25 protein-coding genes and 1 tRNA gene are annotated in these 26,555 nt (G+C 60.0%); 12 read left to right on the top strand and 14 right to left on the bottom strand.

The window, feature by feature from the left end; translation table 11 throughout:
* Positions 1-66: 66 nt before the first annotated feature.
* Positions 67-2,877 (top strand): hypothetical protein, encoded by a 2,811-nt coding sequence (locus ACN0WV_RS14340; RefSeq protein ID WP_417606698.1) that lies wholly within the window; start codon positions 67-69, stop codon positions 2,875-2,877.
* 214 nt (positions 2,878-3,091) lie between these two features.
* On the opposite strand, the gene hppD is transcribed toward ACN0WV_RS14340, so the two are convergent.
* Positions 3,092-4,189, bottom strand: a complete 1,098-nt coding sequence (hppD, locus tag ACN0WV_RS14335) for a 4-hydroxyphenylpyruvate dioxygenase (RefSeq protein WP_417606697.1) — start codon at positions 4,187-4,189, stop codon at positions 3,092-3,094.
* 141 nt (positions 4,190-4,330) lie between these two features.
* On the opposite strand from hppD, the gene ACN0WV_RS14330 reads away from it, so the two are divergent.
* Together ACN0WV_RS14330 and ACN0WV_RS14325 are read left to right on the top strand one after the other, a co-directional pair.
* Positions 4,331-4,786 (top strand): Lrp/AsnC family transcriptional regulator, encoded by a 456-nt coding sequence (locus ACN0WV_RS14330; protein WP_084353558.1) that lies wholly within the window; start codon positions 4,331-4,333, stop codon positions 4,784-4,786.
* An 88-nt stretch (positions 4,787-4,874) separates the two neighbouring features.
* Complete coding sequence (locus tag ACN0WV_RS14325; RefSeq protein ID WP_417606695.1) at positions 4,875-6,755, top strand: monovalent cation:proton antiporter-2 (CPA2) family protein; 1,881 nt, start codon at positions 4,875-4,877, stop codon at positions 6,753-6,755.
* Positions 6,756-6,835: 80 nt separating this feature from the next.
* Here the strand turns inward: ACN0WV_RS14325 and ACN0WV_RS14320 are convergent, their stop codons facing one another.
* Positions 6,836-7,348 (bottom strand): CarD family transcriptional regulator, encoded by a 513-nt coding sequence (locus ACN0WV_RS14320; RefSeq protein ID WP_417606694.1) that lies wholly within the window; start codon positions 7,346-7,348, stop codon positions 6,836-6,838.
* Between the two features lie 69 nt (positions 7,349-7,417).
* Between ACN0WV_RS14320 and ACN0WV_RS14315 the strand changes: the two genes are divergently transcribed.
* Entirely contained in the window at positions 7,418-7,636 is a 219-nt protein-coding gene (locus ACN0WV_RS14315; RefSeq protein WP_417606692.1) for a hypothetical protein, read from the top strand.
* On the opposite strand, the gene fdxA is transcribed toward ACN0WV_RS14315, so the two are convergent.
* Genes fdxA through ACN0WV_RS14295 form a run of 4 tightly spaced genes read right to left on the bottom strand, consistent with a single transcriptional unit; the run spans position 7,633 to position 11,960 of the window.
* A complete protein-coding gene (fdxA, locus tag ACN0WV_RS14310; protein ID WP_116597514.1) occupies positions 7,633-7,971 on the bottom strand; it encodes a ferredoxin FdxA in 339 nt (112 codons plus the stop codon). The two genes, ACN0WV_RS14315 and fdxA, sit on opposite strands and share 4 nt — an antisense overlap.
* Before the next feature lie 52 nt (positions 7,972-8,023).
* Entirely contained in the window at positions 8,024-8,407 is a 384-nt protein-coding gene (locus ACN0WV_RS14305) for an RNA-binding S4 domain-containing protein (protein ID WP_084353562.1), read from the bottom strand.
* A gap of 1 nt (position 8,408) precedes the next feature.
* On the bottom strand, positions 8,409-11,366 hold the full coding sequence (locus ACN0WV_RS14300) for a helicase-related protein (RefSeq protein WP_417606689.1): 2,958 nt from the start codon (positions 11,364-11,366) through the stop codon (positions 8,409-8,411).
* A gap of 33 nt (positions 11,367-11,399) precedes the next feature.
* Positions 11,400-11,960: a tetratricopeptide repeat protein gene (locus tag ACN0WV_RS14295; protein WP_417606688.1), complete on the bottom strand. Its 561-nt coding sequence runs from the start codon at positions 11,958-11,960 to the stop codon at positions 11,400-11,402.
* 70 nt (positions 11,961-12,030) lie between these two features.
* Here ACN0WV_RS14295 and ACN0WV_RS14290 point away from each other — a divergent pair, with 70 nt between their 5' ends.
* From ACN0WV_RS14290 to ACN0WV_RS14255, 8 genes are all read left to right on the top strand, one after another.
* Positions 12,031-12,321, top strand: coding sequence for an SCP2 sterol-binding domain-containing protein (locus tag ACN0WV_RS14290; RefSeq protein WP_084353565.1), 291 nt, complete (start codon positions 12,031-12,033; stop codon positions 12,319-12,321).
* A complete protein-coding gene (locus ACN0WV_RS14285) occupies positions 12,321-13,292 on the top strand; it encodes an alpha/beta fold hydrolase (protein ID WP_417606686.1) in 972 nt (323 codons plus the stop codon). Before ACN0WV_RS14290 ends, ACN0WV_RS14285 begins: the two co-directional genes overlap by 1 nt.
* A gap of 49 nt (positions 13,293-13,341) precedes the next feature.
* On the top strand, positions 13,342-14,349 hold the full coding sequence (locus ACN0WV_RS14280; RefSeq protein WP_417606685.1) for a ligase-associated DNA damage response exonuclease: 1,008 nt from the start codon (positions 13,342-13,344) through the stop codon (positions 14,347-14,349).
* Positions 14,346-15,935 (top strand): ATP-dependent DNA ligase, encoded by a 1,590-nt coding sequence (locus ACN0WV_RS14275; RefSeq protein WP_417606683.1) that lies wholly within the window; start codon positions 14,346-14,348, stop codon positions 15,933-15,935. The genes ACN0WV_RS14280 and ACN0WV_RS14275 overlap by 4 nt, the downstream gene beginning before the upstream one ends.
* 78 nt (positions 15,936-16,013) lie before the next feature.
* Complete coding sequence (locus ACN0WV_RS14270; protein ID WP_417606681.1) at positions 16,014-16,364, top strand: hypothetical protein; 351 nt, start codon at positions 16,014-16,016, stop codon at positions 16,362-16,364.
* Positions 16,365-16,443: 79 nt separating this feature from the next.
* The gene (locus tag ACN0WV_RS14265) at positions 16,444-18,258 is read left to right on the top strand and encodes a M3 family oligoendopeptidase (RefSeq protein WP_417606679.1); all 1,815 of its coding nucleotides are present in this window, start codon (positions 16,444-16,446) and stop codon (positions 18,256-18,258) included.
* Between the two features lie 420 nt (positions 18,259-18,678).
* Positions 18,679-18,819: a hypothetical protein gene (locus tag ACN0WV_RS14260; protein ID WP_179141494.1), complete on the top strand. Its 141-nt coding sequence runs from the start codon at positions 18,679-18,681 to the stop codon at positions 18,817-18,819.
* A gap of 696 nt (positions 18,820-19,515) precedes the next feature.
* Positions 19,516-19,605: transfer RNA gene (locus ACN0WV_RS14255), tRNA-Ser, on the top strand.
* 197 nt (positions 19,606-19,802) lie between these two features.
* Here ACN0WV_RS14255 and ACN0WV_RS14250 read toward each other — a convergent pair.
* The 8 genes from ACN0WV_RS14250 to ACN0WV_RS14215 all read right to left on the bottom strand — a co-directional run bounded on the left by ACN0WV_RS14250 (position 19,803) and on the right by ACN0WV_RS14215 (position 26,135).
* A complete protein-coding gene (locus tag ACN0WV_RS14250; RefSeq protein ID WP_417606677.1) occupies positions 19,803-20,474 on the bottom strand; it encodes an SOS response-associated peptidase in 672 nt (223 codons plus the stop codon).
* A 396-nt stretch (positions 20,475-20,870) separates the two neighbouring features.
* Complete coding sequence (locus ACN0WV_RS14245; protein ID WP_417606675.1) at positions 20,871-21,443, bottom strand: hypothetical protein; 573 nt, start codon at positions 21,441-21,443, stop codon at positions 20,871-20,873.
* A gap of 156 nt (positions 21,444-21,599) precedes the next feature.
* Complete coding sequence (locus tag ACN0WV_RS14240) at positions 21,600-21,935, bottom strand: hypothetical protein (RefSeq protein WP_417606673.1); 336 nt, start codon at positions 21,933-21,935, stop codon at positions 21,600-21,602.
* Complete coding sequence (locus ACN0WV_RS14235; RefSeq protein ID WP_417606671.1) at positions 21,932-23,074, bottom strand: bifunctional DNA primase/polymerase; 1,143 nt, start codon at positions 23,072-23,074, stop codon at positions 21,932-21,934. Before ACN0WV_RS14235 ends, ACN0WV_RS14240 begins: the two co-directional genes overlap by 4 nt.
* 94 nt (positions 23,075-23,168) lie before the next feature.
* On the bottom strand, positions 23,169-23,534 hold the full coding sequence (locus ACN0WV_RS14230) for a hypothetical protein (RefSeq protein ID WP_417606669.1): 366 nt from the start codon (positions 23,532-23,534) through the stop codon (positions 23,169-23,171).
* A gap of 101 nt (positions 23,535-23,635) precedes the next feature.
* Positions 23,636-23,821: a helix-turn-helix transcriptional regulator gene (locus ACN0WV_RS14225; protein ID WP_417606667.1), complete on the bottom strand. Its 186-nt coding sequence runs from the start codon at positions 23,819-23,821 to the stop codon at positions 23,636-23,638.
* A 227-nt stretch (positions 23,822-24,048) separates the two neighbouring features.
* Positions 24,049-24,849: a hypothetical protein gene (locus ACN0WV_RS14220; RefSeq protein ID WP_417606665.1), complete on the bottom strand. Its 801-nt coding sequence runs from the start codon at positions 24,847-24,849 to the stop codon at positions 24,049-24,051.
* A complete protein-coding gene (locus ACN0WV_RS14215; RefSeq protein ID WP_417606664.1) occupies positions 24,846-26,135 on the bottom strand; it encodes a tyrosine-type recombinase/integrase in 1,290 nt (429 codons plus the stop codon). Before ACN0WV_RS14215 ends, ACN0WV_RS14220 begins: the two co-directional genes overlap by 4 nt.
* Positions 26,136-26,555 lie beyond the last annotated feature (420 nt).

The following is a 26,555-nucleotide window of genomic DNA, read 5'->3' as shown; positions in this document are numbered from 1 at the left end:
CCCGCCATGAAGACAAACTATGCGCTGTTACTGTCATTTGAAGGAATCACCCTGGCCCGCCGGACGATGGCTGGCTGGCTGAGTGTTGGTAAAATCGCGCCCGATTCCGACGATCTTGATACGGCGCTGCAAACGCTCCGCCGTAAGGCCCAGGCGCTGTCTTCGGATGCCGAGCGTGTCAAACTGGTGATTCCGAATGAACAGATCCGGTATCTGACCCTGCCTGCGCGGCCACGCAGCACCGACGAGCTGAATGATGACATCCGCGCGGCTCTGGACGGCGAGACCCCCTACCCCGTTGACGATCTGGTGTTCGATTGGGCGGAGCTTTCGGATGGCTCGGTCCAGGTCGCCGCAGCGGCGCGCGAAACACTTGATGAGGCAGAACATTTCGCAACATCGCATCAGTTCATCCCGGTCAGCTTTGTCGCCGCCGCACCTGACGGGGCGTTTCACGGCGAGGTGTTTTTTGGCCCTGCAAGCGGCGGCACCAACGGCGCGACACCTGCCCGCGACGCGCAGCCTGTCCGTCTTGTCACCGCCCAGCCAACCGCGCCTCCGCCAGCGCCGAAATCCGAGGATACGCCCGAGGATCACGTCGCTGTCAGCACCACAACCGATGGTGCCGCCAATGTGGCAGGCGATCCCATGGATGAAGCCATCCTTGCCGCTGACCGCTTGGACCCATCCAGCCCAGGAACGCCCGCACCCGAAACCTTCGGCGTCGACGCGTCCCGAACCAAACCCGAAACGTCGGGCGGCCCTGCAAACCGGCCAGCAGACACGCCCCTAAAGCCACGGAACCGCCCGCGCAACTCTGGCGCAAGCCAAGCGGCTGCCCCCGCAACGCCGAACATCAAAGCCGCGCCTGCCCCGCAACTTCCCGAGATCGACACACCCGAACGCCCCGCGACACATAGCAATAGCGCCTCGATAGACGCGCCAAGGACAAAAGCGAACCGCCCTGCGCAAGACCCCCAAGCGGCTGCACCGGGCCCGCATGTGTCCGCGACCGACAATCGGCCATCCAGCCCCCCCCCCGGCACCGACAGCATCCGGGCCAGCAGACCTGCTCCGGATGCGCCCGTCCCGAAATTGTCTGGCACGCGATTCAGCCCCGCCGATGCAGGCCGCGCTGCGCCACGCATTGACCCAGTGGCGGACCCCACGTCGATGGCAAAGAAAGTCGCCGCGCGACGCGACACCCTTGCTGCGCATGTCCCCGATGACGCCACCGTCGCGCCGATTGCCAGCCTGACAAGACAGCCTGCCACTCCGACTGATCCTGCCTTGGTGGCCCCGGAAAAGCCCGCAGGGAAAGCCGGCTTTTTCAGCCGCAGGAATGCGCGCCAGAAACAGACCAGCACGTCATCCACGCCGCGCAAGACAAGCAGCGCCCAACCGCCATTGCACAGAAAGCCGGCGCAGATGACGCCGGTGCAGCGGCTCGCCCAAGCAGAGCCGACGGTCAAAATATCCAGATCCGCTTCGGAAGATCCGGTCACAGCGCCCACCCCGACGGAAGACGAAGCCGACCGCCTGACGATCTTTGGAGCCCGTAGAAATAACGAAAGGATCGGTGGCAAGCCCCGTTACCTTGGATTGATGCTGACGGCGGCGTTGATCCTGTTTCTTGCAGCAGTCGCAGCCTGGGCTGCGGTGTTCGTCGATGAAGGTCTTGCACGGTTTTTCCGGTCCTCGCCCGCACCTTCCGCAGTGGCGCAACTGCCGGACCTGCCGGCCATTGATTCTGTCGATCCATCCGAGACCGAACCTGAACCCGAGCTCGAAACCGCCTCGCTCGCGCCCGATCTGACCGGCGAGGCGGATCAACCTGGATTGCGGACCGATACGACGCCGGCGCTTGCGGCACCTATTCAGTCCGAGGCGCTGACCCCTGAAGAGGCCGAGACCACCTACGCCGACACCGGGATTTGGCAACGCACCCCGCCGGAACCCGGCCTGCCCACCGAAGTATCGTTGGACGATATCTACGTCGCTTCGATCGACACCAAAGTGCAGCAATTCGATGCCGTCGCGCTGCCCGCCGTTGACGACTACGGCACCGATTATGCCATGCTCAGCCCCGCCTCGCCTGCGGCAGCGGGAACGGAGTTCACTCTGGATGACCGTGGCCTTGTGATTGCCACGCCGCAAGGTGCGCTGAACCCCGACGGTATCTTGATCTATTCCGGGCGTCCGCCAATGGTGCCGCCCACCAGAAACGCCACGCCAGACACCGCCGCACAGTCGACGCCCGAAGAGGATGCGCAGCTTAAGGCTCTTTCTGACAAACGACCCCGCGCCCGGCCCGGCGATCTGATCGAGAAATCAGAGCGGGCAACGCTGGGTGGGCGCTCGTTGGCGGAATTGTCCGGCCTGCGTCCGAAGCAACGTCCCGAAACCGTTGTCGCCCAGCTCGAGGCAATTGCAACCCTGGAGCAAGAGCAAGCAAGCGCGCTGAACACCGCCACTGCCCAAGCGGTAGGCCGGTCTGTGGTCCCCGTTGGACGGCCTAGCAACTTTGCGGCAATCGTGAAGAACGCTCGGGCCACGCCACAACCCGAACCCGTGACAAGAACGGCTTCGGCAGCGACCGTCGCGCCGCGCACGGTCGCCCCCAGAATCCCCTCTTCGGCCAGCGTAGCGCGTGAGGCCACGGTCAAGAACCAGCTTAATCTGAACCGGGTCAACCTGATCGGTGTCTATGGAGCCCCGTCCAGTCGGCGGGCGTTGATCCGGCTATCGAACGGGCGTTACCAAAAGGTCAAGGTTGGCGACCGGATCGATGGCGGGCGTGTCGCTGCCATTGGTGACGCAGAGCTGCGCTATGTGAAAAGCGGCCGCAACGTGGTCCTGAAGATGCCGCGTAGCTAACTCTGCGTTTCACATGCGGGGATGAGAGCGGCTCCGTACCAACGCGAAACGGCTGACCCCACCATATTTTCGAACAAAAAGCGACCTGCCCTGATCGGCGGGTCTTGGTGTCTCGGCTCAATCTTGACGTCAGTCGACATGTCATGCGCGACCTCCTCAAATCAGCCTCCCGACAGGTACGGCCCACGCGGGTCGCATGGGCTGTCTGAAGATGCTATTCGGTTGTGTCCAATTCGCCCGCGTCGATCTGTTCTCGCTCGATCGACTCGAACAGCGCCTTGAAGTTGCCCTCGCCAAAGCCGTCGTCGCCTTTGCGCTGGATGAACTCGAAGAAGATCGGCCCGATCACGGTCTTGGAGAAGATTTGCAGAAGAATGCGGGTTTCGCCGCCATCCACCACGCCTTCGCCGTCGATCAGAATGCCATATTTCTTCATCCGCTCGACAGGCTCTTCATGGCCGGTCACGCGGTCAAAGCTCATGTCATAATAGGCATCCGGCGGGCCGGGCATGAATTTCAGCCCGTTATCGGCAATCCGGTCGGTGGCATCGTAAATGTCATAAGCACCCACCGCGATATGCTGGATGCCCTCGCCGTTGTATTTCTTCAGATAGGCGACAATCTGGCCTTTCTCGTCCCGGTCCTCGTTGATCGGAATGCGGATACGCCCACAAGGCGAGGTCAAAGCACGGCTGGTCAGGCCTGTGAATTTACCCTGAATATCGAAAAAGCGGATTTCGCGGAAATTGAACAGGTCGCCGTAGAATTTGAACCACTTGTCCATGTTTCCTTTGAAGACGTTGTGCGTCAGGTGATCGAGGTAGTAGAACCCGACGCCGCGCGGCTTTGATTGTTCCAGCCAGTCGAACTCCTCGTTGAAGGGCGAGGTTTCGTAATACTGATCGACAAAATAGATCAGGCTGCCACCGATCCCCTTGATCGCGGGTACATCCATTGTCTTGTCGCTGCCCGTGTAGGGCTCTGCCCCTTTCGAAACTGCGTGCTCGAAGGCGTGCTTTGCGTCCACGACCCGCCACCCCATCGACGACGCGCAGGGACCGTGGTCTTCGACAAAGCGCGCGGCAAAGCTGCCGGGTTCGGCATTCAGGATGTAGGTGATGTCGCCCTGCTGCCACAGCTCGACATTCTTGCTTTTGTGCCGGGCGACCAACGCATAGCCCATACGGGCAAAAAGCGTGCGCAACTCCTCTGGCTCGGGGTGGGCAAATTCGACGAATTCAAACCCATCCGTGCCAGCGGGGTTTTCTTCGGTGATCTTTGATTTCGGGGCGTCGTGCGGGAAAGGTCCCATTATCGCGTCTCCAGATTCAAATTCATGTTGGGGCTACTCTAACGCATGTGTGTCCGGCATTCTGCGCGAATAGAGGTGCATCTAACGGCCAATTCGCGTAGAATTCACAAAAACGGATACAAGGGTGCGGAAAACACGCAAATGCTTGACCTGACGGATAAACGGCTTCTTGCAGCCCTTCAGCGTAACGCCCATATGACCGCGCAGGACCTGGGCGAGCATCTCAACCTGTCGCCAAGTCAGGCGGGGCGCAGGCGACAACGGTTGGAGGCGGAAGGATACGTCACCGGCTACACCGCACGTCTGGACCCGATGAAGGCGGGTTTGACGGTGCAGGCGTTTGTGCAGGTACAACTGGCGACCCACGGCCCCGAACAGGCGCAAAACTTTGCCCGGCTTGTCGCCGCACGCCCCGAGGTGATCTCGGCCTGGACGCTGACCGGCGAGGCGGATTACCTGCTGCGGGTCTATTGCGCCGACCTGCGGGACCTGAACCGGCTGATTCACGAGGTGCTGCTGCCTCATGCCGTGGTGGCGCGGGTGCAAAGCCAGATTGTCATGGATCAGGTCAAACCGGATGCGCCGCTCCCAACGTGACGCGGCGATTGCCACCCAAAGGGCCATCGCCGCTTGTTCCTTACCCGGCGCTTCTGCAAAGTGACCCGGCATAACAACGGACACATTCATGGACTCTTTCCTCTATCAGGCGTCGATCTACCTGGCGGCGGCCGTGATCGCGGTGCCGATCGCCGCGCGGCTGGGCCTTGGATCAGTGCTGGGCTATCTGCTGGCTGGTATCTTCATCGGGCCGGTGCTGGGAATTGTCGGAGCGGAAACAGAGGATTTGCAGCATTTTGCCGAATTCGGCGTCGTGATGATGCTGTTCATCATCGGGCTGGAGCTGGAGCCGAGAACGCTTTGGGACATGCGCCATAGGTTGATCGGGTTGGGCGGACTACAGGTCGTACTGACCACCGCGGCGACGATGGTCGTGGTTATGGCGATGGGTCAAGCCTGGCAGCCCTCATTGGCCATCGGGATGATCTTCGCCTTGTCGTCGACGGCGATCGTTCTGCAAACGCTGTCCGAAAAAGGCCTGATCCAGACCGGCGGGGGCCGGTCCGCGTTTTCGGTCCTGTTGACGCAGGATATTGCCGTAATCCCGATGCTGATCGTGTTGCCGCTTCTGGCAAGCGGCCCCTTGGTCGGGATTGGACAGGAGGAGGCCGTCACGCAGGCAAGCCAGGTGGACAAGTCTGCATATGTGGCGATGTCGCTGGTCGACGGCTTGCCGGGCTGGGGCGTTGCACTGGTGACGCTTGCCGCCGTCGCGTCGATCATCCTTGGCGGCGTCTATCTGATCCGCCCGATCTTCACCTTCATCCACTCTGCCAAACTGCGCGAGATGTATACCGCGCTGGCGCTGTTGATCGTGGTCGGCATCGCCTTTGTGATGACATTGGTCGGCCTGTCACCGGCGCTTGGCACGTTTCTTGCGGGCGTGGTGCTGGCCACCAGCGAATTCCGCCATGAACTGGAATCCGACATCGAGCCATTCAAGGGCCTGTTGCTGGGCCTCTTCTTTATCACGGTCGGCGCGGGCATCGACTTTGCGACACTGTTGCGCGAACCACTGCTGATCCTCGGTCTGACCACGACGCTGATCCTTGGAAAAGGCGTGATCCTGTACGCGCTGGGGCGGTTGTTCGGCCTGCGGGGTCGCAATCAATGGCTGTTCACGCTGGGGCTGGCACAGGCCGGAGAGTTCGGCTTTGTGCTGGTGTCGTTTTCGCTGCAACAGGGCGTCTTGCCGGACTTTCTGGGCGGCACCATCCTGTTGGTCATTGCGCTTTCGATGCTGATCACACCGCTGTTGTTCATCCTTTACGAACGCATGTCGCTGCGGATGAAGGCCGATCACGCCGAACAATATGATGAGGACGAGATCGACGAACAAGGCCCGGTGATCATCGCCGGTATCGGTCGGTTCGGGCAGATCGTGAATCGGTTGGTGCAGTCTTCGGGCTTCAAGACCGTTGTGCTGGATCACGACATGCAGACCATCCAGTTGATGCGGCGCTTTGGCTTCAAGGGCTTTTTCGGCGACCCCACCCGCCCGGACATCCTGCATGCCGCCGGGCTGGAGGATGCGCGCGTGCTGGTCGTCGCACTGGACGATCCAAAAGCCACCACGACGCTGGTGACCTATGCCCGGAACATGCGCCCCAATCTGCACATCATTGCACGGGCGCGTGACCGGACGCATGTCTACCACCTGTACCGCGCCGGGGCGAATGACATCGTGCGGGAAACATTCGACAGCTCATTGCGGGCCGGGCGCTACGCGCTCGAAAATATCGGGCTGACCGGGTATGAGGCATCTCAGGTGGAAAAGACCTTTTACGCGCATGACCGTTACGCGGTGCAGGAACTGGCCAAGGTCTGGAACCCTGACACGCCCTCGGCGGAAAACGCAGCCTATATCAAGCGCACGAAAGAGTTGGAAAAAGAGCTTGAAGCAGCACTTCTGGAAGCCATGGAAAGCCGAAACACCGATGCCGCGTGACCCTGCACCCCGAGTGGTCACAAAAAAACCGCGCCCCGATGAGGGGACGCGGCTGAATTTCTTTTGACGAATGTGCCGGTTCAGGCGGCTGCGCGCGATACCAGAACGTCGTCTACCTGCTTGGCGGCGGCCAGTTCATCCTCGCCGCACACGGCAGCAACCTCGCGGGTCAGCCGCTCCAGCGCCGCTTCGTAAAGCTGACGTTCGGAATAGCTTTGCTCGCGCTGGTCGTCGCCACGATGCAGGTCACGAACGACCTCTGCAATCGCGATCAGATCGCCCGAGTTGATCTTCTGCTCATATTCCTGCGCGCGACGCGACCACATTGCGCGCTTGACCTTCGCCTTGCCACGCAACGTCTTCATTGCCTGACTGATCACATCAGGCGAGCTGAGCGAGCGCATCCCGATTTCGGTCGCCTTATGGGTCGGTACCCGCAGCGTCATCTTGTCCTTCTCGAAGGAGATCACGAAAAGCTCCAGCGAGATACCAGCGATTTCCTGCTCTTCGATCGACACAATCTGACCCACGCCATGGGCCGGATAAACCACATATTCATTGGGACGAAACTCGGATTTCTTGCTTTTTGTCATTCAGTTCTTCCTCACAGGTTCGCCCTGCCATGGGCGCAAGAAAACGGGTGGGGAACAGCAACCATTCCCTTGACCCGTTTCGAATTGATCGTGCTAGATCACCGGATGCAGACCCGTCCGGCGATTGGTGCTTGTTTGTTTCATTGGAACCAACATAGCATAAAAATGCCGCCTATCAAAGCGGGCACCCGCGCAGGGCATGCCGAATTCAATCAGATCAATGCCTTAAGTGACAAAAATCTGATCAAATTACCGCAAAATCTGACCGGGCAGGCCGAATCAGCTTAACCGCCCTCGCCTGCCTCTTCCGAGAAATATTTCTCCAGCTTGCCTTCCTCGCCGTCGCGTTCCTCGGCCTCGGGCAGCTGGTCTTTCTTGGTGATGATGACCGGCCAAGCTTCGGAGTATTTGCGGTTGAACTCAACCCATTTCTCCATTTCCGGCTCGGTATCCGGGCGGATCGCATCTGCCGGGCATTCAGGTTCGCACACGCCGCAGTCGATGCATTCGTCAGGATGGATGACGAGCATGTTCTCGCCCTCGTAGAAACAATCCACCGGGCAGACCTCGACGCAATCGGTATATTTGCAGGCAATGCAGTTATCGGTCACCACATAGGTCATGGAAAGCCCCTGTTTCAGCGAATTCTCTGTCTAGCTAGAACAGCCGGACGGATCATTCAAGCGCATCCCGCCGCGATTGATCCATCTTGCGACGGTCCCTTTTCGTGGGCCGCCCGCCACCGTCGAAACGCGGCACGGACGGTTTTTCCATCCGTGGCGGCGGCGGCGGACTAAGGTCCTCGTAAAGCGCCTGTGCCTCGGACGCCGGTCCGCGCCGGGTGCCGATTTCCAGAACACGCACCACGCAAACCCGATCACCCTTGGCGAAGGTCAGCACGTCCCCCGGCCCCACCACAACCGCCGATTTGGCGATACGTGTGCCGTTCAGTCGCACCGCCCCGGCAGTCACGATCTTCGCGGCAAGGCTGCGCGTCTTGAAGAATCGCGCATGCCAAAGCCACTTGTCGACGCGCAGCTTTTGCGCCGGATCGCTCACGTCAGGTTTTGTCCTTCAACCCCATCAGCGCCGCCGCAAACGGGTTGTCGGGGTCGATGCGATCTTTCTTCTCGGGACGGGCCTGATAGGTTTTCGTGCCGTCGTCGCGGCGCGGTTTGCCCTTGGGGCCACCCTTGCCGCGCGGTTTGCCCTGCTGGCCACGTCCGCCGCCACCGTCCGCCGATTTGGGCTTGGCATTGCGGCCTCCGCCCTCACGGCGCGGATTCTGACTGCGGGGGTTCTCGCGCTTGCGACCCCAGGTGAAGGTGTAGAACACCTCTGTCTCCGGCGCGTTCACCGCCGCGTCGGGGGCGGTGCCAGTGGGCACTTCCTCGGCAGCGACTTCCGGCACAACCGGCGTTTCCTCGGGCGTGCCCGCGGGATCAATCGGGGCCTCGGCCACGGGGGCCACGCCATCGTCTTCGACCGCATCGACCTGCGGCACAATATCGGCAGCGGCCGGTTCCTGCGGCGCGTCGATGACCGCACCGGGTGCCGCCTCTTGCGCCACATCCATGATCGGCGTGTCGGCGGCAGGTGTCTCCGCTGCTTCGGCACCCGGCACAACGGCATCGGCCGGTTTCACCTTCTGTCGTTCGCCTTTGACGGCGTTATAGCCCAGCCCCTGCATGAGGTCGGCGAACTGTTCCAGCGTCATCCCGGTGATCGAGAGCATGTCGGCCTTGGCCTCGAACCCGCCGCGGCTGTCCTCGGCGCGTAGCATGTCGGCCAGACGTTCCAGCATATCGATACGGATCGCCCGTGCGCCCGCCGCGCGGTAGCCCGAGATCGTATGATGCACCGCAGGCGTCCCTGCCGTGTTGGGCACCGTCACCAGACCCGGCGGCGGTGCTTCGGGAAACTCGTCCATCCCGTTGGCAAGGCTCCATAATACCAGACGCAGGCGAGTCGGCGCGGGCTTCAGCAACAAAGGCATGAAGATGGTGAACTGACCAAAACGCAGGCCATGCTTGCGCAGTGCGCCGCGCGCATCCTGATCCAGCGACTTGACCTCGTCGGCAACTTCGGCGCGGGGCAACACGCCCAAAGCCTCGACCATGCGGAAGGCAAAGCCGCGCGCAAGCCCGGTCAGCGCCTCATCGTTCTTGAGGTTCATCAGCGGCTCGAACAGCGCGGCAACCTTGCGGTCGATGAAATGTTGCAGGCGGCGCTCCACCTTCTGCGCGACATCCGGCCCGGCCTCGTCATCGACAAAGACCACAACGCGCGGCTTGAGCGGATCGTCGGACGCGGCAAGTTTGCCGACGGCCTGATCGCCCCACATCAACCCGCCCTGTTCGGTAAAGTCGATCTCTGTATCGGGCGCGTTGTAGAAACGGTCCGCGCGCAGATGGAAATGCGGTGCCAACGCCTGAAGCCCGGCGGTCTTCAGCATCTTTGCTTCCTGCCCGCTGGCATCCTTGTCTTGCCGGAAGCGAAACCCTTCCAGCCGCCCTACGAATTCACCCTCGACGGTCACTTCGCCCTTGTCGTTCACTTCGGCCAAAAGGGCCTCCTTCTGCTTCAACCGGCGCAACAGGATAGATGTCCGCCGATCAACAAATCTTTGTGTCAGACGCTCGTGCAGAGCGTCAGATAGCCTGTCTTCTACAGCCCGCGTGCGCTCGCGCCAATGGCTATTGTCACCAACCCAACCGCTGCGCTGCGCGACATATGTCCATGTGCGGATATATGCCAATCGTTTCGACAAGGTGTCGATGTCACCATCGGTCCGGTCGATGCGCTTTACCTGCCGGGCCATCCAGTCATCCGGCACCGACCCACGCTGATGCAGGTATCCGAAGATAACTTCCAACAGGCTCGCATGTTCCGCATGACTTATGCCACGGAAATCGGGAATGCGGCAAACATCCCATAGCAGCCGGACCGAGGCCGGATCGGACGCGCGCGCCGCAACCTCGGCGCTTTGCACCAATGTCTTGAGCGCGCCAAGATCATCGGCCTCGCGCGCCCTGACCAGCCGATCATCGGTCGGCGCGACTTCCAGCGACGTAATCAGCGTGTCGAGCGTGCCGAACCGCAGGTCCGAATTGCGCCATGTCAGCTTGCGCAGGGGCGTGAAGCGGTGATTGCAGATCGATTCGACGACCTCATCGGGCAACGGACCGGCCTCGCCTGTCACCCCGAACGATCCATGGCTCATGCCGCGCCCGGCCCGACCGGCGATCTGGGCCAGCTCATTGGGCGCAAGGGGGCGCATCCGGCGGCCATCGAATTTTGACAGGGCGGAAAACGCGACATGGTTGATGTCCAGGTTCAGCCCCATGCCAATCGCATCGGTCGCCACCAGGTAATCCACGTCCCCATTCTGATACAGTTCGACCTGCGCGTTGCGGGTTCGCGGCGACAGCGCGCCCATGACTACTGCAGCGCCGCCTTTCTGACGACGGATCAATTCCGCAATGGCATAGACGTTTTCGACGGAGAACCCGACGATCGCGCTGCGCGCCTGCAACCGACTGATCTTCTTGGAACCGGCATAGGACAGTTGGCTCAGCCGTTCGCGGCGCACGAATTGCACGCCGGGCACCAATTCAGCGATCGCGCCGCGCATCGTATCGGACCCCAGAAACAGGGTCTCGTGCAGGCCGCGCATCCGCAGCAACCGGTCGGTGAAGACATGGCCGCGCTCTGGATCGGCGCAAAGCTGGATTTCGTCTATCGCTGCAAAGTCGACTCCCATACCTTCGGGCATCGCCTCGACCGTGCAGACCCAGTATTTCGCCCGAGGCGGCACGATGCGCTCTTCGCCGGTCACCAGTGCCACCACTGATGGGCCACGGATACCCACGATGCGGTCATAGACCTCGCGCGCAAGCAGCCGCAACGGCAGGCCGATCACGCCCGTCCGATGCCCAAGCATGCGTTCGATGGCGTAATGCGTCTTGCCGGTATTGGTCGGACCCAGCACGGCCACGGTGCGGGATGGCTCGGCCATGCGTCTTCCTTCAGAAACTCTCGGATAATCGGTTCAGATGTCCTGGCCGGTGACCTGGATTTCAAGCCGTTCGACCGCTTCCAGAACTTCGGGATCATGCGGGTGAATGTCCAGCAGCTTTCTGTAGGCCGCAACCGCCTTTGCCGGTTCGTCCAACTGCTCGAACACTGCGCCAAGCCCCTTGATCGCGCCGAAGTGCTGCGGATTCAGCGCAAGCGTGCGTTCCAGCGCATCGACACTGGGGCCCAGCAGCTCTGCCTGATAATAGGCCAGCGCCAGGTTGCTCCATCCTTCGGCGAAATCCGGCGCATGATCGGTCAGCGCCGTCAGATGTTCGATGGCCAGCGTGAATTTCCCCGCCGCAAGCGCATCGCGACCGCGTTTGAGCAGAAGATCCATCGCGGCCGAACCGGATTTGGACCATTCCAGCCGAATCTCCCGGACGATGCCTGCGGCCTCCTGCGCAGAGGACGTCGCCAGATCGGACAAAAGGTCATCAACCCGCGCGGTTTCCGCCCCGGCAGGTATGGAAAACATGACTGTGACGAGAAGTGTCGCCACGGTATGTTTGAGTCTTGAGAAAATGCTGCTCATAACACTCCTGAGTGTAGCGTATGCGCGAGAATTTACCACCCGCGCGATCATCAATTGGAGGAGAGTGAAAATGAGCGATGTAACCGAAGCTGCGGTGGCGGCATTGAACAAACGGCTGGGCGACGAAGGCTTTGACGGCTCGGCGCGTTTCGACATTGAAGGCGAAGGTTCGATCATGATCGACGGCAATGGCGCACGCGCCGCCGAGGAAGAGGCCGAGGTCACGCTGACGGCCGATGCCGAAACCTTTCAGCAGATCCTCGAAGGGGATCTGAACCCCACGGCTGCCTTCATGTCCGGCAAACTCGCTGTCGATGGCGATATGGGTCAGGCAATGAAGCTGGGGGCGGTTCTGTCCTGATGGAAATGCAAGCAGCCCCTTATTTTGCTGCAATAGCCGAAGGCCCGGAGGACGCGCGCGTTTTCTGGGTCACGGCTGCTGACGGGCTGCGCATCCGGCTGGCGCATTGGCCAGCCATCGGTGAGTCGACGGGCACGATCCTGCTTCTGCCGGGTCGCACCGAATATATCGAGAAATATGGCCGCACCGCTTGCGATCTGGTTGAACGCGGCTTTGACGTGCTGTGCATCGACTGGCGTGGACAGGGGCTGGCTGACCGGTTGCTGGACGATCCGCGCCGCGGGCATGTCCTGACCTTCGACGACTATCAGGCCGATCTGGATGCGATGGTCGCCGCCGCCAAGTCGCTGGACCTGCCGCACCCCCTGCATATGCTCGCGCATTCCATGGGCGGCTGCATCGGGCTGCGTGGCTTGCTGCGCGGCCTGCCATTTACCTCTGTCGGCTTTTCCGGACCGATGTGGGGGATCCGCATGAAGGCCTATACGCGGCCCGCGGCATGGGCGCTTGGCTGGGGCAGTGGAATTTTTGGCCTTGGTGATTCCTACGCGCCCGGCACCGGCGCGGGCAGCTATATCGCCACCGAACCGTTCGAGGGCAATCTTCTGACCCGCGATCCCGAAATGTTCGAATATATGCGGTGCCAGGTCACCGCCCATCCGGAATTGCAACTGGGCGGCCCCAGCCTGAACTGGCTGCATGAGGCTTTGCGCGAAACGCTGGCGCTGTCCCGCCTGCCCTCGCCGCCGCAGCCCTGCCTGACCTTCGTGGGCAGCAACGAACGCATCGTCGACATGCCACGCATCCATCAGCGCATGGCCCGCTGGCCGAACGGCACGCTGCGCGTGATCGAAGATGGCGAACATGAAATGATGATGGACACCCCCTGTATGCGCATCATGATCGCCGACGAGCTAACGGCGCATTTCAGCAACGCGTCAGCGCGCGACAAATCCCGCCTGACCGCCTGACAGAATCAGCGGCTCTGGCGCTTTGGTCCGCGCGCCCTATCATCGCGATATGGCTGACAAAGTGCTTTGCTTCACTGATCGCGGCATCTACTGCCCCGCAGGCGATTTCCACATCGACCCCTGGCGCCCGGTGGACCGGGCGCTGATCACCCATGGCCATGCCGACCATGCGCGCCCCGGTCACGCCCGCTATCTGGCGACGCAGGCCGCCGCCCCGGTATTGCGTCACCGGCTGGGCGCGATCACGTTGGACACGATATGTTTCGGCGAGCAGCGCAAGATCGGCGGGGCAACCGTTTCGTTTCATCCCGCAGGCCATGTGCCCGGCTCTGCGCAAATCCGGGTGGAGGTCGGCGGCGAGGTCTGGGTCGCGTCGGGCGATTACAAACTGGAAAACGATGGGCTGTCGGAACCGTTCGAGCCGGTGCGCTGTCACAGTTTCATCACCGAATGCACCTTTGGCCTGCCGGTGTTCACATGGGCACCGCAGGCACAGGTCTCGGCAGAGCTGAACGCATGGTGGCGCGACAGTGTCGCCGCGGACCGGACGCCGGTCCTGGGAGCCTATTCGCTGGGCAAGGCACAGCGGTTGCTGGCCATGCTGGACGCGGAAATTGGCCCGATCCTGACCCATGGTGCGGTGGAAACCACGACACAGGTTCTGCGCGATCAGGGATTGCACCTTCCTCGGACGCATCATGTGACGCCCGACCTTGATCTCAAGGATTTCCCCGGCGCGCTGGTTTTGGCACCGCCTGCCGCGCTCGGCTCTGACTGGATGCGGCGTTTTGGGGCGGTCTCCACCGGGTTCGCCTCGGGGTGGATGCGGATGCGCGGGGTCCGCAGACGGCGTGCCGCTGACCGGGGCTTTGTCGTCTCGGACCATGCCGACTGGCCTGCACTGAACAGGACTATTGCCGAAACAGGCGCAGAAAACATATATGCCACGCATGGTTACACGGACATCTTCGCGCGATGGCTGAGGGACCAAGGATATAACGCAAGCGTCGTTCCCACCGAATTTGGCAGCGATGACGCCGAGGATGGCTCGGCATGAAATCCTTCGCCGCGCTGTTCAACGCCATCGACCGCACCACCCGGACCAAGGAGAAGACCGCCGCGCTGACCGCCTATCTGCGCGAGGTGCCCGATACCGAAAAGCTGTGGACCGTGGCGCTGTTCACGGGTCGTCGCCCACGCCGCGCCGTGACCACCACTCAACTGCGCGAATGGGCGGCCGAGCGTGCGGGCCTGCCACTGTGGCTGCTGGAAGAAAGCTATCCCATCGTCGGTGATCTGGCAGAGACCATCGCTCTGATCCTGCCTCCGCCCGGTCGCGCGACGGACTTGCCGCTGTCGCATTGGATTGCGCAACTCCAGCGCCTGCACGATCTGCCCCCGGAGGCACGCAAGGACCAGATCCTCGACGCGTGGGACCAGTTGGATGCGACCGAACGGCTGCTGTTCAACAAGCTGATCACCGGCGGATTTCGCATCGGTGTCAGCCAGAAGCTGATGACACGGGCAATCGCCGCTGCTTTGGGCCGTGACGAGGCAGAGATTGCGCTGCGGCTGATGGGAAAATGGCGCGCCGACACGACCACCTGGCACGCGCTGATCGAGGCCGAGGATGCAGAGGCCGACGCCTCGCGCCCCTATCCGTTCTACCTCGCCTATCAGTTAGACACGGTGCCCGAGGATCTGGGCGCGCCGGGTGACTGGCAGGCCGAATGGAAGTGGGACGGCATCCGCGGCCAACTGGTCCTGCGCGGCGGCACGCATCACCTGTGGTCGCGCGGCGAAGAGTTGATGACAGAGCGTTTCCCCGAATTTTCCCGCGCTTTGGATTTCCTGCCCGACGGCACCGTGCTGGATGGCGAGGTGCTGGCCTGGGATAACGGCCCCCTGCCCTTTGGCACGCTGCAAAAACGGATCGGGCGCAAGACCGTGCCCAAGAAACTGCTGGCCGAGGTCCCGGTCGTTCTGGTGGCCTATGATCTGCTGGAACATGAAGGCCGCGACATGCGCGCGGAACCCTTGTCCACCCGCCGCGCGGCGCTGGACGATCTGCTGGACCAGACCCCGGCCGAGGCACCGCTGCGCCTGTCGCGCCCCATCGCCTTCGATACCTGGCAGGCCCTGGCAGAGATACGCGCCACGGCGCGCGACGAACGCGCAGAGGGCGTGATGCTGAAACGTCTGGACAGCCCCTATCTGTCTGGTCGCAAGAAGGGCGATTGGTGGAAATGGAAGCTGGACCCCCTGACGGTGGACGCGGTGATGATCTACGCCCAGCAAGGTCATGGCCGCCGCGCCAACCTTTTCACCGATTTCACCTTCGCCGTCTGGAGCGGCAATCAACTTGTTCCCTTCACCAAGGCCTATTCCGGCCTCACGGACGAGGAATTTCGCCAGATCACCGCGTGGGTGCGCAAGAATACCCAGCAACGCTTTGGCCCCGTCCGGCAGGTCAAACCGCATCATGTGTTCGAGATCGCCTTTGAAGGCATTCATGCCAGCCCGCGCCACAAATCCGGGATCGCCCTGCGGTTTCCACGCATGTCCCGCTGGCGACGCGACAAACCACTGGCAGAGGCCAATACGCTGGATGACCTCAAGGCGCTTCTGGCCAGTTATGGATGACACCGTCATTTGTGCGAATCTGCGAAATCAGGCAGACTTTGCGGCATTGCTTCAAGCCGTAGCCGGGACAGGATTTTCATGACGCGCATTCTCATCGCTGCAATCTTCGCCATTATCGCATCTGCCAGCATGGCCTCGGCGCAAAGCTGCCCCGAAATCCGCTTTGCCAAAGGCGCTTATTCCGGTGGCGTCGGCGGCGTGGTCTCTGACGGCGCGCCGCAATGCTATACCTTCGGCACAGGCAACGGCCAGACGGCGCGATTACAGCTTTCGGGCAGCAACAATGCCTGCTTCAGCGTTGTGGGCCTTGCCGATTGCCAAACCGACTTCAGCTTTGTCACCAGCCGTCAGACATACCGGGTTTTTGTCGTCCAGCTTTTCCCGTCGCCTGCCGCAGAGCCGTTCGGTCTGACGCTTTCGATCTACTGACCCCCTTTCGCCCGCGCCCCCTTGCACCTATGTGACAAGTCGCCTTACCTGCCAGTCAGCATAGTCCAAGGAGACCAACATGACCGTCCGCCCCGTTTTCGACGCCAATGCAACCAATGGCAGCAAGGACCTTGGAAACCTGCCGGAATGGGATCTGACGGATCTGTACTCTGCCCCCGACGCGCCCGAAATCAAGCGCGATCTGGATTGGCTGGAACAGGCCTGCGCCAGTTTCGCCGCCGATTACGAAGGCAAGCTGGCCACGCTGGACGCGGCAGGTTTCCTTGATTGCGTGCTGCGGAACGAGAAGATCGACACCACCGCCGGGCGGCTGATGTCCTATGCGGGCCTGCGCTACTACCAACTGACCACGGATGCCGAACGCGCCAAATTCCTGTCCGACCTTCAGGAAAAGGTGGTCAACTACTCGACCCCGCTGGTATTTTTCACGCTGGAACTGAACCGTTTGGACGATGGCCATCTGGACACGCTGTTCGCGGAGAACGACAACTTGGCCCGGTACAAGCCGGTCTTTGACCGCATCCGCTCGATGAAACCCTTCCAACTGTCCGACGAGCTTGAGAAATTCCTGCACGATCTTGGCGTCGTCGGCGATGCATGGGAACGGCTGTTCGACGAAACCATCGCCAGCCTTGAGTTCGAGATCGACGGCGACGCGCTGAATATCGAATCCACGCTGAACCTGCTGACCGAACAGGACCGCAGCAAACGCGAGGCCGCGTCGCGCGAATTGGCCCGTGTCTTTTCCGAGAATATCAAGATCTTCGCACGCGTCCACAACACGCAGGCCAAGGAGAAAGAGATCCTCGATCGCTGGCGCGGCATGCCTACACCGCAGACCGGTCGGCACCTGTCCAACCATGTCGAGCCTGAGGTGGTCGAGGCGCTGCGCAACGCAGTGGTCGCCGCCTACCCGCGCCTGTCGCACCGCTATTATGAACTCAAGCGCAAGTGGCTGGGGCTGGACGTCATGCAGGTCTGGGACCGCAACGCGCCCCTGCCGATGGAAGAAACACGCACTGTGGGCTGGGACGATGCCCGCGACACGGTGATGAACGCCTATGCCGGGTTTGATCCGCGCATGGCCGAGATCGCGCAGCCCTTCTTTGACAAGGGCTGGATCGACGCGGGCGTGAAGCCGGGCAAGGCACCGGGCGCGTTCGCGCATCCCACCGTGACGGATGTGCACCCCTATGTGATGCTCAACTACCTCGGCAAACCGCGTGACGTGATGACCCTGGCGCATGAGCTGGGCCACGGCGTGCATCAGGTACTGGCCGCCGGACAGGGCGAGATGCTGTCCTCTACCCCCCTGACGCTGGCCGAAACCGCAAGTGTGTTCGGCGAAATGCTGACCTTCCGCCGGATGTTGGACAATGCCAAGACCGATCAGGAGCGCAAGATCCTGCTGGCCGGCAAGGTCGAGGACATGATCAACACGGTCGTCCGCCAGATCGCCTTCTACGATTTCGAATGCAAGCTGCACGAGGCGCGGCGCGGCGGCGAACTGACCCCAGATGACATCAACGCATTGTGGATGTCGGTACAGGCCGAAAGCCTTGGCGAAGGGTTCGAGTTCATGGAGGGATACGAGACGTTCTGGGCCTATATCCCCCATTTCGTGCATTCGCCTTTCTACGTCTACGCCTATGCGTTTGGCGACGGGTTGGTGAATGCCCTTTATGCGGTCTATGAAGAAAACCCCGAGGGCTTTCAGGAAAAATATTTCGACATGCTGAAAGCGGGCGGTTCCAAGCACCATAAGGAACTTCTGGAACCCTTCGGCCTTGACGCGTCCGACCCCGCCTTCTGGGACAAGGGCCTGAGCATGATCGAAGGGTTCATCGACGAATTGGAGGCTATGGAGGGATAGCCCCCTCGAAGACCAATTCTGAGACACCGCACCATGTAACAGCGGCAATCGCACCGGCACCAAGATCAGAGCGCCCCGCGCGGTTGCTGCAACAGGACGACGACTTTATGTAGGGCAAACGACTTTGCTGCACGGATCTCAGCTCACGTCAGAGTCTGGTGCCGTCCACGCCGGCCTTTTCGGCATGGTTTTTCGCTCAACGAAGAAAGAGTGATCCTGGCGCGAGGATCCTCCCATGCTTTTTACGGGTGACGTTGGCGAAAAATGGTTTCGCCCCAAGCGAATGAAGCCTTCATTGCATAAACTCATCCCGAGAGGATCATCGCCGATCATGAGCTCAAAAATCTATAATGGATAGGGCTTTCTGTTCGATCTTGGCGCGCGTTCGCATGGTCGACATGATTTGCGAGGTGCACCGAAATGGATGATGAGCCATTCGAAATGGGCCCCCTACAACACCCACCACATGAACACGACGCAAGGATAGGCAAGCTACGCGACCGGCACGGTGAGGTGCTGTTCATCGACGCCCGCAAGATGGGCGCGTTGGTGGTAGAGTAGCGCAAGCAAAGGGAACTGTTGCAGAAAGAGGTGCGCGCATCGCAAACCGCTATCACGCATGGTGCGAACCCGCCGGCCATGCGCGCAGCTGCGCTGTTCGCCACCGCATCGGCTTTTTCCGGAACGGGATCGGGTCTGGGAACTCGGATCCGGCTTTGAAACGCCACGCCGCCTTCCGGATCTTGCAGACTCTCCGGGCACCTCGGCCACATCGGCCGCAGTACTATGCGGAAGCTTTAAATCTTCCCATCTGTTGCGCCGCGGTGGGGCCAAGCCCTCAGTTGCCCAGATGGAATACCAGGGAAATCTACCTTTGATACGCTGTAGGCCGAGTGCCCCTGCAAGTTCACGAGTGGCCCTGACAGATGACATTCTCCAATATTCGGCCAGATCTTCTGTGCTTGCTGAACCCGGATCGTTCTTGACGCTTTTCATGACCAAGCCTCCATACAAAAAGGAGATCGGTTCGAGTGAGCGTTAACGGAAACGCCTTTCGATCGGTTGCTCTCGCGCTTGGCGATTGCCATCGCAAATTTGTCTTGACGCAGCTCAAGGCGCTTTCCCTGTAAGGGAAATTGACCAAATGTTTCCCAAATCCGGTGCCATTTTGAGGGATTTTTTGCCCAAGTAAGAAAATTTCAGAACTGGAGGTTTTCGCCTTGTAACCCTTATGTTTTGTTGGCTATACGCGTCGGTGGAGACGTGGCCGAGTGGTCGAAGGCGCTCCCCTGCTAAGGGAGTAGGCGGGAAACCGTCTCGAGGGTTCGAATCCCTTCGTCTCCGCCATACGGCCTTGATTTCATTGAGTAAATATAAGTATTTCTATACTTACCCCACATCCTACCCCACATAAGTAAAACGCTTAGAATTGCAGTGAATCGTTCGCGACTTTTCTTCTTTCAGCTGCCCGCGCGTAAATTTGGCTATCCCCGGCGGTCCAACTTTCCGGCGTTGTGAAGTTTGAGCCTGCCCCCCTCCCGCTGTCACACCGCATCGGACTTCTCGGTCTCACCGGATTTGAGAACCTGCATGGCGTCTGCGGGGTAGGGTCGAAGCAGTTCATGCGCTTCGGATGCCGTGCCGTTCATCCACTGTGCATAATCCTTCGGCGCTAGCATGGCGGGCATTCGGTCTGGATGTATGGGCTTAACAAGTTCGTTGGATCTCGTGGTAATCATTGTGTAGCAAGCGCACTCTTCTTTGCCGTCCGGTCCTTCGAAGTGTGAGACGGTCCACAACCCCGCAAAGGCGAATGCTGGGCGCGGTTCATCGCCTGTCAGGCCGAACCAATGGTAGGTGGCCGGATTGCGGCCCTTGGCTTCACAGAAAGACGTGGCGGGGATTAAGCACCTACGTTCCTGAAAGCTGCCTTTCCACAAGCCCGAGGTCAGCAGCTTGTCATCCCGAGCGTTGTTCCAAGCGGAGGGCTGCAAAGTCTTGCCAGTTTTCTTGCTGGTGTTGGTCGTCCTGAACCCCCAGGACAGGCTGACCAATTCGTTGACACCGTCCGGGTTCAACCTGACCACATGGCCCTGATACTTGGGCCAGATAGCAGTCAGCGGTTCTGCATTGCCCAAGAGGTCATTGCCGGGCGCGACTTTGAACAGTTGCCGCATGGCCTCTTGCGCAGTTGTATTCGAATAGAGATTGCACATCTGTCACGCCTTTACGTCTCTCCATAGCCACTTAACAATCTGGCGGACGGGGCGACGAACCGTCAACCCATCCAATTCGGCGCTGTTAGGAACGGTCCATTTCACGTCAACTTCCGAGGTCTTGCAGCGTGAACACGGAAAGGGCGGAACGTGCAGTTCGTGATCAGGACCTAGCACTTGGATCAAATCCGCTGCCCAGTAATTTACAGACCGGCGGCAAAGCGAACACCTGGCAGTGATCAGCATACCCATGCTGGCGGCATGGCAAAGGCGCTGATTCTTGAATTTGTTAGACGATGGGCGGGCAACTGGCATCTTCGGAACGTAACGAGAACGATTGCTAGCGAAAAGCACAAATTGCATTTAGCTTTGCCGGGCGGTCGGTCTACGCGTAACTCACAAATGTTCCTCAAAATACATCCTCAAATCTTCGGTGCTAAGAAGATACTGAAACTTCAAAATAAACTCGTGGTCGGCCTCGCGCTCGCACCATTCGATTTCGAAGCAGCGCTGGGCATAGGTCCGGTTCCACATGCCTTTGGGCTTGAAGGCTATGAGGTTTGCCGTGCCGGGTGCGCCGCCCAGCGCAACGCGCAGTTTGTTGGCGCGCCTCAACATGCGGTCGTAACGCGCCTCTGACTGGCTGGTATAGGCAACATCGTAGCAGTGGCGGCAAAGAAAGTAGCGACCCCCTGCAAACAGCTTCCCAACGCGACGGTTGCAGGATCGGCCAGAGACAACACCGGGGCAGAGAAAGTAGGGGCGTTGCCCGCCGAAATGGCAATCTGCGCGGATGATGCGGATGGATTCGGTTATCGGTTCCCATGCGCCGCCGTACTGGCTGATCCGGTAATCTAGGACCAACTGGCCTTGCTCTGCGCGATAGGCAATGCGGGCAACTTCTTCGCCGTCCTGTGACCAGATCCAATTGCCTTGCCTGCCGGGTTGCAAGCAGCCGTCGCGGTGCATCCTGTTCACATCCAGTGACCGGCAATGCTCTGCCTTTTGCTTGTGGCTTGGTCGGCCTGATCCATACCCGCCCATCAGACCGCGCCCGGATTTTTTCCGAAATCATTAGGCAACTTCAACTTTATCGGTGCATACCTGCGATGCGCAGCCGGATTTCTAGCCGAGATCATGTCGGGGCTTCTCCATCCTTGATTTTGCGATGATGTAGCCCAGCGCACCGAAAGACAGGTCGGCCATGCTATCAGCCATTACCGGCCAAGTGCTGCCGCCGTTCGGAATATCGCCCAGCAGTTCCTTGACGGCCCAGACGGCGAACACGATGCCCACCAGCGGCGCAGGCGAGCGGAATAGGGCAAGGCTTGCGCCGACAAGCATATGGGCCATCTGCACCGACAGCATTGCGTGCCAGTCGGGCGCAGGAACGGGGCCAAGGTCAGAGCGGGCAAACTCTGCCAAGGCTTCCCGCAGGGCGTTTATGAAATCTGCCGTCATGTTTCGCCGTCCGATTTGTAGGTCTGAAATCGCGCGTCATAAGTAATCTTAGCCCCTTCCCCTGCCTTCTTCCGCACCACTCTAGAGCGAAGTAGTGGGATATCAGCGTCGGCTAGGTTCGGGCGCATCCGGGTCAAGACAAAGGTTTGTGGCCGTGATCCTGCCCGATGGTTGCCCGCCAGCCGCAATAGTCCGGCGTCCTCCAAGCTGCGCCGCGCTGCCCGCAGGCGGGGCTTTGACAGGTTCAACAGGCCAGCCGTCCGCATTGCGTCAAAGTCCAGCGGAAAGCGTTTGCCGGGACTATGCCCGTGCTGATCCGTCAGCAGCGCCAGCAGGGCGATAGCATCCGCACCATTCGGTAGACCGCGCAAAGCATCCAAGGCCAGCCGCTGCATGGGAAAGGCGCTGTCACGGCCCCGATAGACGCGGTTTTCCAGCCGACATTTCCAAGCCCATCCGGCAATGTCGTGCAACTCGCTATCGGGCATGGTCACAGGATCTTCGCACCAGTCGTCACGGATGCCCGCCAGATTGCCTTGCAGTTCTTCGGCGCTGTCCACCAGTTCAACCATGCGCATGGCCTCTTTCACCATTTCAACGTGCCTGTGACCGGTCGGGATAGGCGCAGGCTTGGCCCGTGCAGTGCCACGGATCGACGGCAGTGCATCTTTCCCCAGCAAACCCCTGACCGCGCCATACAGCCCGCCGTCCGGGCGGCGCGACAACGGTCCAACAACGTAGCTGCGCGGGCCTGTCTTGATATCGACGGGCAGTCCTTCGCCACGCAGGTTCGGCATGATCCCTGCGGCCCGGTAATAGAGATGCCGCCCGCGCGGGGTCCTGACATGGACCGGGCTGCACCCAAACCGCGCCTCCATCTGCGCGACAAGGTCCGGGTCGTCATCATCGCAGTCGATCACTGCCAGCCCATCCAGACGTATACCGTAGACCTGCGAACCTGTCCGGTGCATCGGGGCCAGGATCTGCGACAGGGGCAATCCGGGGCCAGCCCATGCTCGCAACAGTGGCGCTTTGCCATCCGCGCCGCCCAATGGCAGCAGGGGGAAGCCCGCCCCTTTCAGGCGGGCAACCTCACTGCGGATCACATCGGGCAAAGCGTTTACCCGAAGGGCTGTCATTGCTTACCCTCCCCATAGGCGAGGTTGGCAATGCACTGCGCCACGGCCCTAGATACCCCTAGTTTACGGCGAATATGGGCGATGCGTAGGGCCATCATGTGCGACCCTCCACCGGGTCAACACGTTCAACACAACCATTGAGAAAATAGACGCCGAATCTTGCACGGTCCGTCGCGGCGTCGTTTTTATACATTTCCTTGAGGATCGGCACGCAATACTCATGGCGCAGGATACAGACACGGTCTGAAATCCGCACCGGGCTTGCGCAAAATAGGGGTTGCGCAATCAATGCATCAAGAATGATCCTGTTGCCTTTTGACAGCGTGATCAGGCGCGTGTCACCAGCTTCGTCGGTGATCCTGTAATGCGCTGGCGTAGCGTCTCGCGGCAAGTCGCGCCACGCTTCAACCCGTAGGGCGTTTGCAGGGGGTTTAGCGCCAAAATTTGTGGTCTTATTCATCGTTCGGTTTCCTTTCTTGAAACCAGAACGGGGCGGGGATATCATCGCACTTGCTACAGTCGAGGAAAGCCGCTGCCCGTTCATTGGGTGGCGGTTTTTCGTTATGCAGCGACTGCTTTGGCAGCTTCCCAAGCCTCGATATCCGACAGCCGCCAGCGTATGCAGCCGGGTGACAGGCGGAACGGTTTGGGAAATGTCGGGTCAGTCTTAAGCCAGCGGCGCGGGGTCAGGTGATGGACTCCATAGCGCGCACCAATCTGGCGGTCTGTGAGATAGGTTGCAGGCATGTGATGCACTCCAATTCGTTGCGATTGAAGACATCATGGCGCGCAAAATATGGGGCGGAATAGCTAGGCAGGTTACGAAAACCCACCTAGCCAAACCTGCCGAACCTACCCACCCAGCATTTAACGACTAGGTGAAATTAACCTCCTGCAACCAGACACATGGGGTGGAACGCCATGGAAATAGGGGGCTATGGGGGGTGGGTTGGTTTTTGAGTGAGATGGGTGGGTTAACCGCCTGTCTTAGGTGCGCCGCCGCCCTTGTTCCAGTTTACTAGCGTTGCAATTCTATCTTTAGCGGCTCCTGAAATGGGTTCATCACCTTGCCAAGATTCGGAGTTTGCATTGATCCATGCCTCAATGGCCGATTTGACGCCGCCAGTGAATTTGCGTTCAGGGAGTAGTGCTTGCCAAACCGTGACTGCGAAATCTAGCTCTGCCGAGAAATGTTCATGTGCGGGGTTACGGAAGGCCTCGCTGTCCTCCTCAGTATCAGGGAAGAAAAACCATGGCCTACGACCTCGTCGTTGCATCCAGTCCTTGAAATCATCAACCTTAATAGTGCTCAGTCGCCAGTCGGGTTCCTTAACAAAATAAAGACTGGGCAGTGGCTGGCCTTTTGTCATTTTGAAGTTTGCGGAAACCGGTACACCAGCTTGGATCATTGTGTCATATTCGATTTTATCTTCACTGAAGTCTGGACGAACATCAAATTCCCAGTCGCCGAATTTCTTGGTAGGTATGCCGCGCGCGTTATGGACAAAATTGCAAGCCAGTGTTCCGCGCATTGCAGCATCCGAAATTGCGCGAAAAACAGGCACAAATTGGGGCGAGTGCAGGTAATTTTGACTGTCGTTGGATGAGCCTACTCTATGAAACTCTCCTTCGTTAAGTCGCCCTAATGAAACTGGCTCAAAGTTGCTGGGATTTAGTCCGACCGCCAGCATTGATGCCTCTATGACTGAAAGATGTTCGCACCATCTCCAATGCTCCATCTCAAAGTGATAGTTATCCGAATCTTCGTAACTCATCCAATCCTCACAACATTTCCCGACCGCTCGATGCTAACCAGATACCCCGCCCAATCACCCATCATCTTGCGGCGCTTTTCGATCATGTCACCACGCCGATATGACGCCTCGACCGCATTGCTGATCCGATGGGCAAGGGCGACTTCGGCCATATCGCCGGGATAGGTGGTGCGCTCTGCCACCCAATCGCGAAACGTGCTGCGCAGCCCGTGCGGCACAGCGGGGCGCTTGTTTTCTCGGTCGGTAAAACCCGCGCCGCCTGCTTCGATATCCGCCTTGTGCATCCGCTTCATTGCCGCTGAAAGCGTCATGTCCGACAGTTGTCCACCTCGTGCCGCCGGGAACACAAGCGGGTTGCCATCCATTCGTGGTAGGGCTTGCAGCATCGTCACAGCCTCGACAGACAGCGGAACGCGGTGTTCGCGGTCCATTTTCATCCGCGCCGCCGGAATGATCCACAGCGCCTTGTCCAAGTCGATTTCATCCCAAAGCGCGCCCCGTACCTCTTGTGACCGGGTTGCCGTCAGAGCAAGAAACTCCAACGCCCGCGCGCCGAAGCCCTCACGCGCCCGCAGGGCAGTAAACCAGCGCGGCGCATCGTCGATCATCAGTGCAGGCTGATTGCTCTCCTTTGCGACCTTAGACGGCGCGGGCAATAGTTCTTTCAGATTGCCCGCCCATCGCGCCGGATTGTCGCCCGTGCGATGCCCCGCGACGGTCGCCCACGACAGCACGGCCTCAATCCGACCCCGAACGCGTGACGCGGTTTCTGTCTTGTCCCGCCATATTGGTTCCAGCACTCGCAGCACGTCTTGCACGGCGATATCCTGCACCAGCATCTTGCCCAATTCAGGCTTCGCATATGTTGCCAAGGTATTCTGCCATTGCTGCCGGTGCTTGGCGTTCTTGAAAGCGTCCAGCTTGGCCGCAAGGTATTTGTCAGTCGCATCCGCGAAGGTCAGGCCACGGCTTTGCGCCGCCGCAAGCGCGGCCTTGGCAGCTTTGCGTTCTTCGACAGGATCAACGCCCCGGCTGATCTTGTCGCGCGCTTCACGGGCCTTTTCGCGGGCCTGTGCCAATGTCACAGCAGGGTAGCCGCCAAGGCCAATGTCCCGCCGGTCCTTGCCTATCTTCGCGCGCAGCACCCACGAGCGGCCCTTTTTCGGTGTCAGTTGCAAGTGTAGGCCAGGGACGCCACCGACAGCCCTCATGATGTTTCGATTCCCGCCGGGATGGACAAGGCGCTTCACATCCAGAGCGGTCAACTCGGTCGAGACTTTCGGCATTCAGCTTCCCCACATCTCACCCCACATAAATAATGTAATTGGATGCATGGGATTGCGCAAGATAGCATAGCGTGTAAGGGCAGGTCGCTAGTATTATCGTTATTATTCAATAGCGTAAGCGTCTATTTGCGTTTGATTGCTAAGCCTTCATGGCGGGCTTCGTCTCCGCCAGTACGCCAAAATAGCGCCAAGCTATTGATTTCAAATGACCATGAGGCGACGAATCCTGCTCTTGCCACATATATTCACCACACATGTTAGCCTCTTAGGTTTGACCACAATCCAGTGCTAGGGCCATCGAACTGACTTTTCCGAAATAGCCCCAGCGAGTGACGATTAAATCCTAGTCACCCGAATCTAAAGTTCGCCACATAGGGTTTGCTGTGTTCTTTGGCAGAACCGCTTGACGGAGGCGAGGAT

The sequence above is a fragment of the Primorskyibacter flagellatus genome, from assembly GCF_048268605.1.
Classification (GTDB): Bacteria; Pseudomonadota; Alphaproteobacteria; order Rhodobacterales; family Rhodobacteraceae; genus Primorskyibacter; species Primorskyibacter flagellatus.
This window is presented reverse-complemented; position numbering and strand designations above follow the sequence as displayed.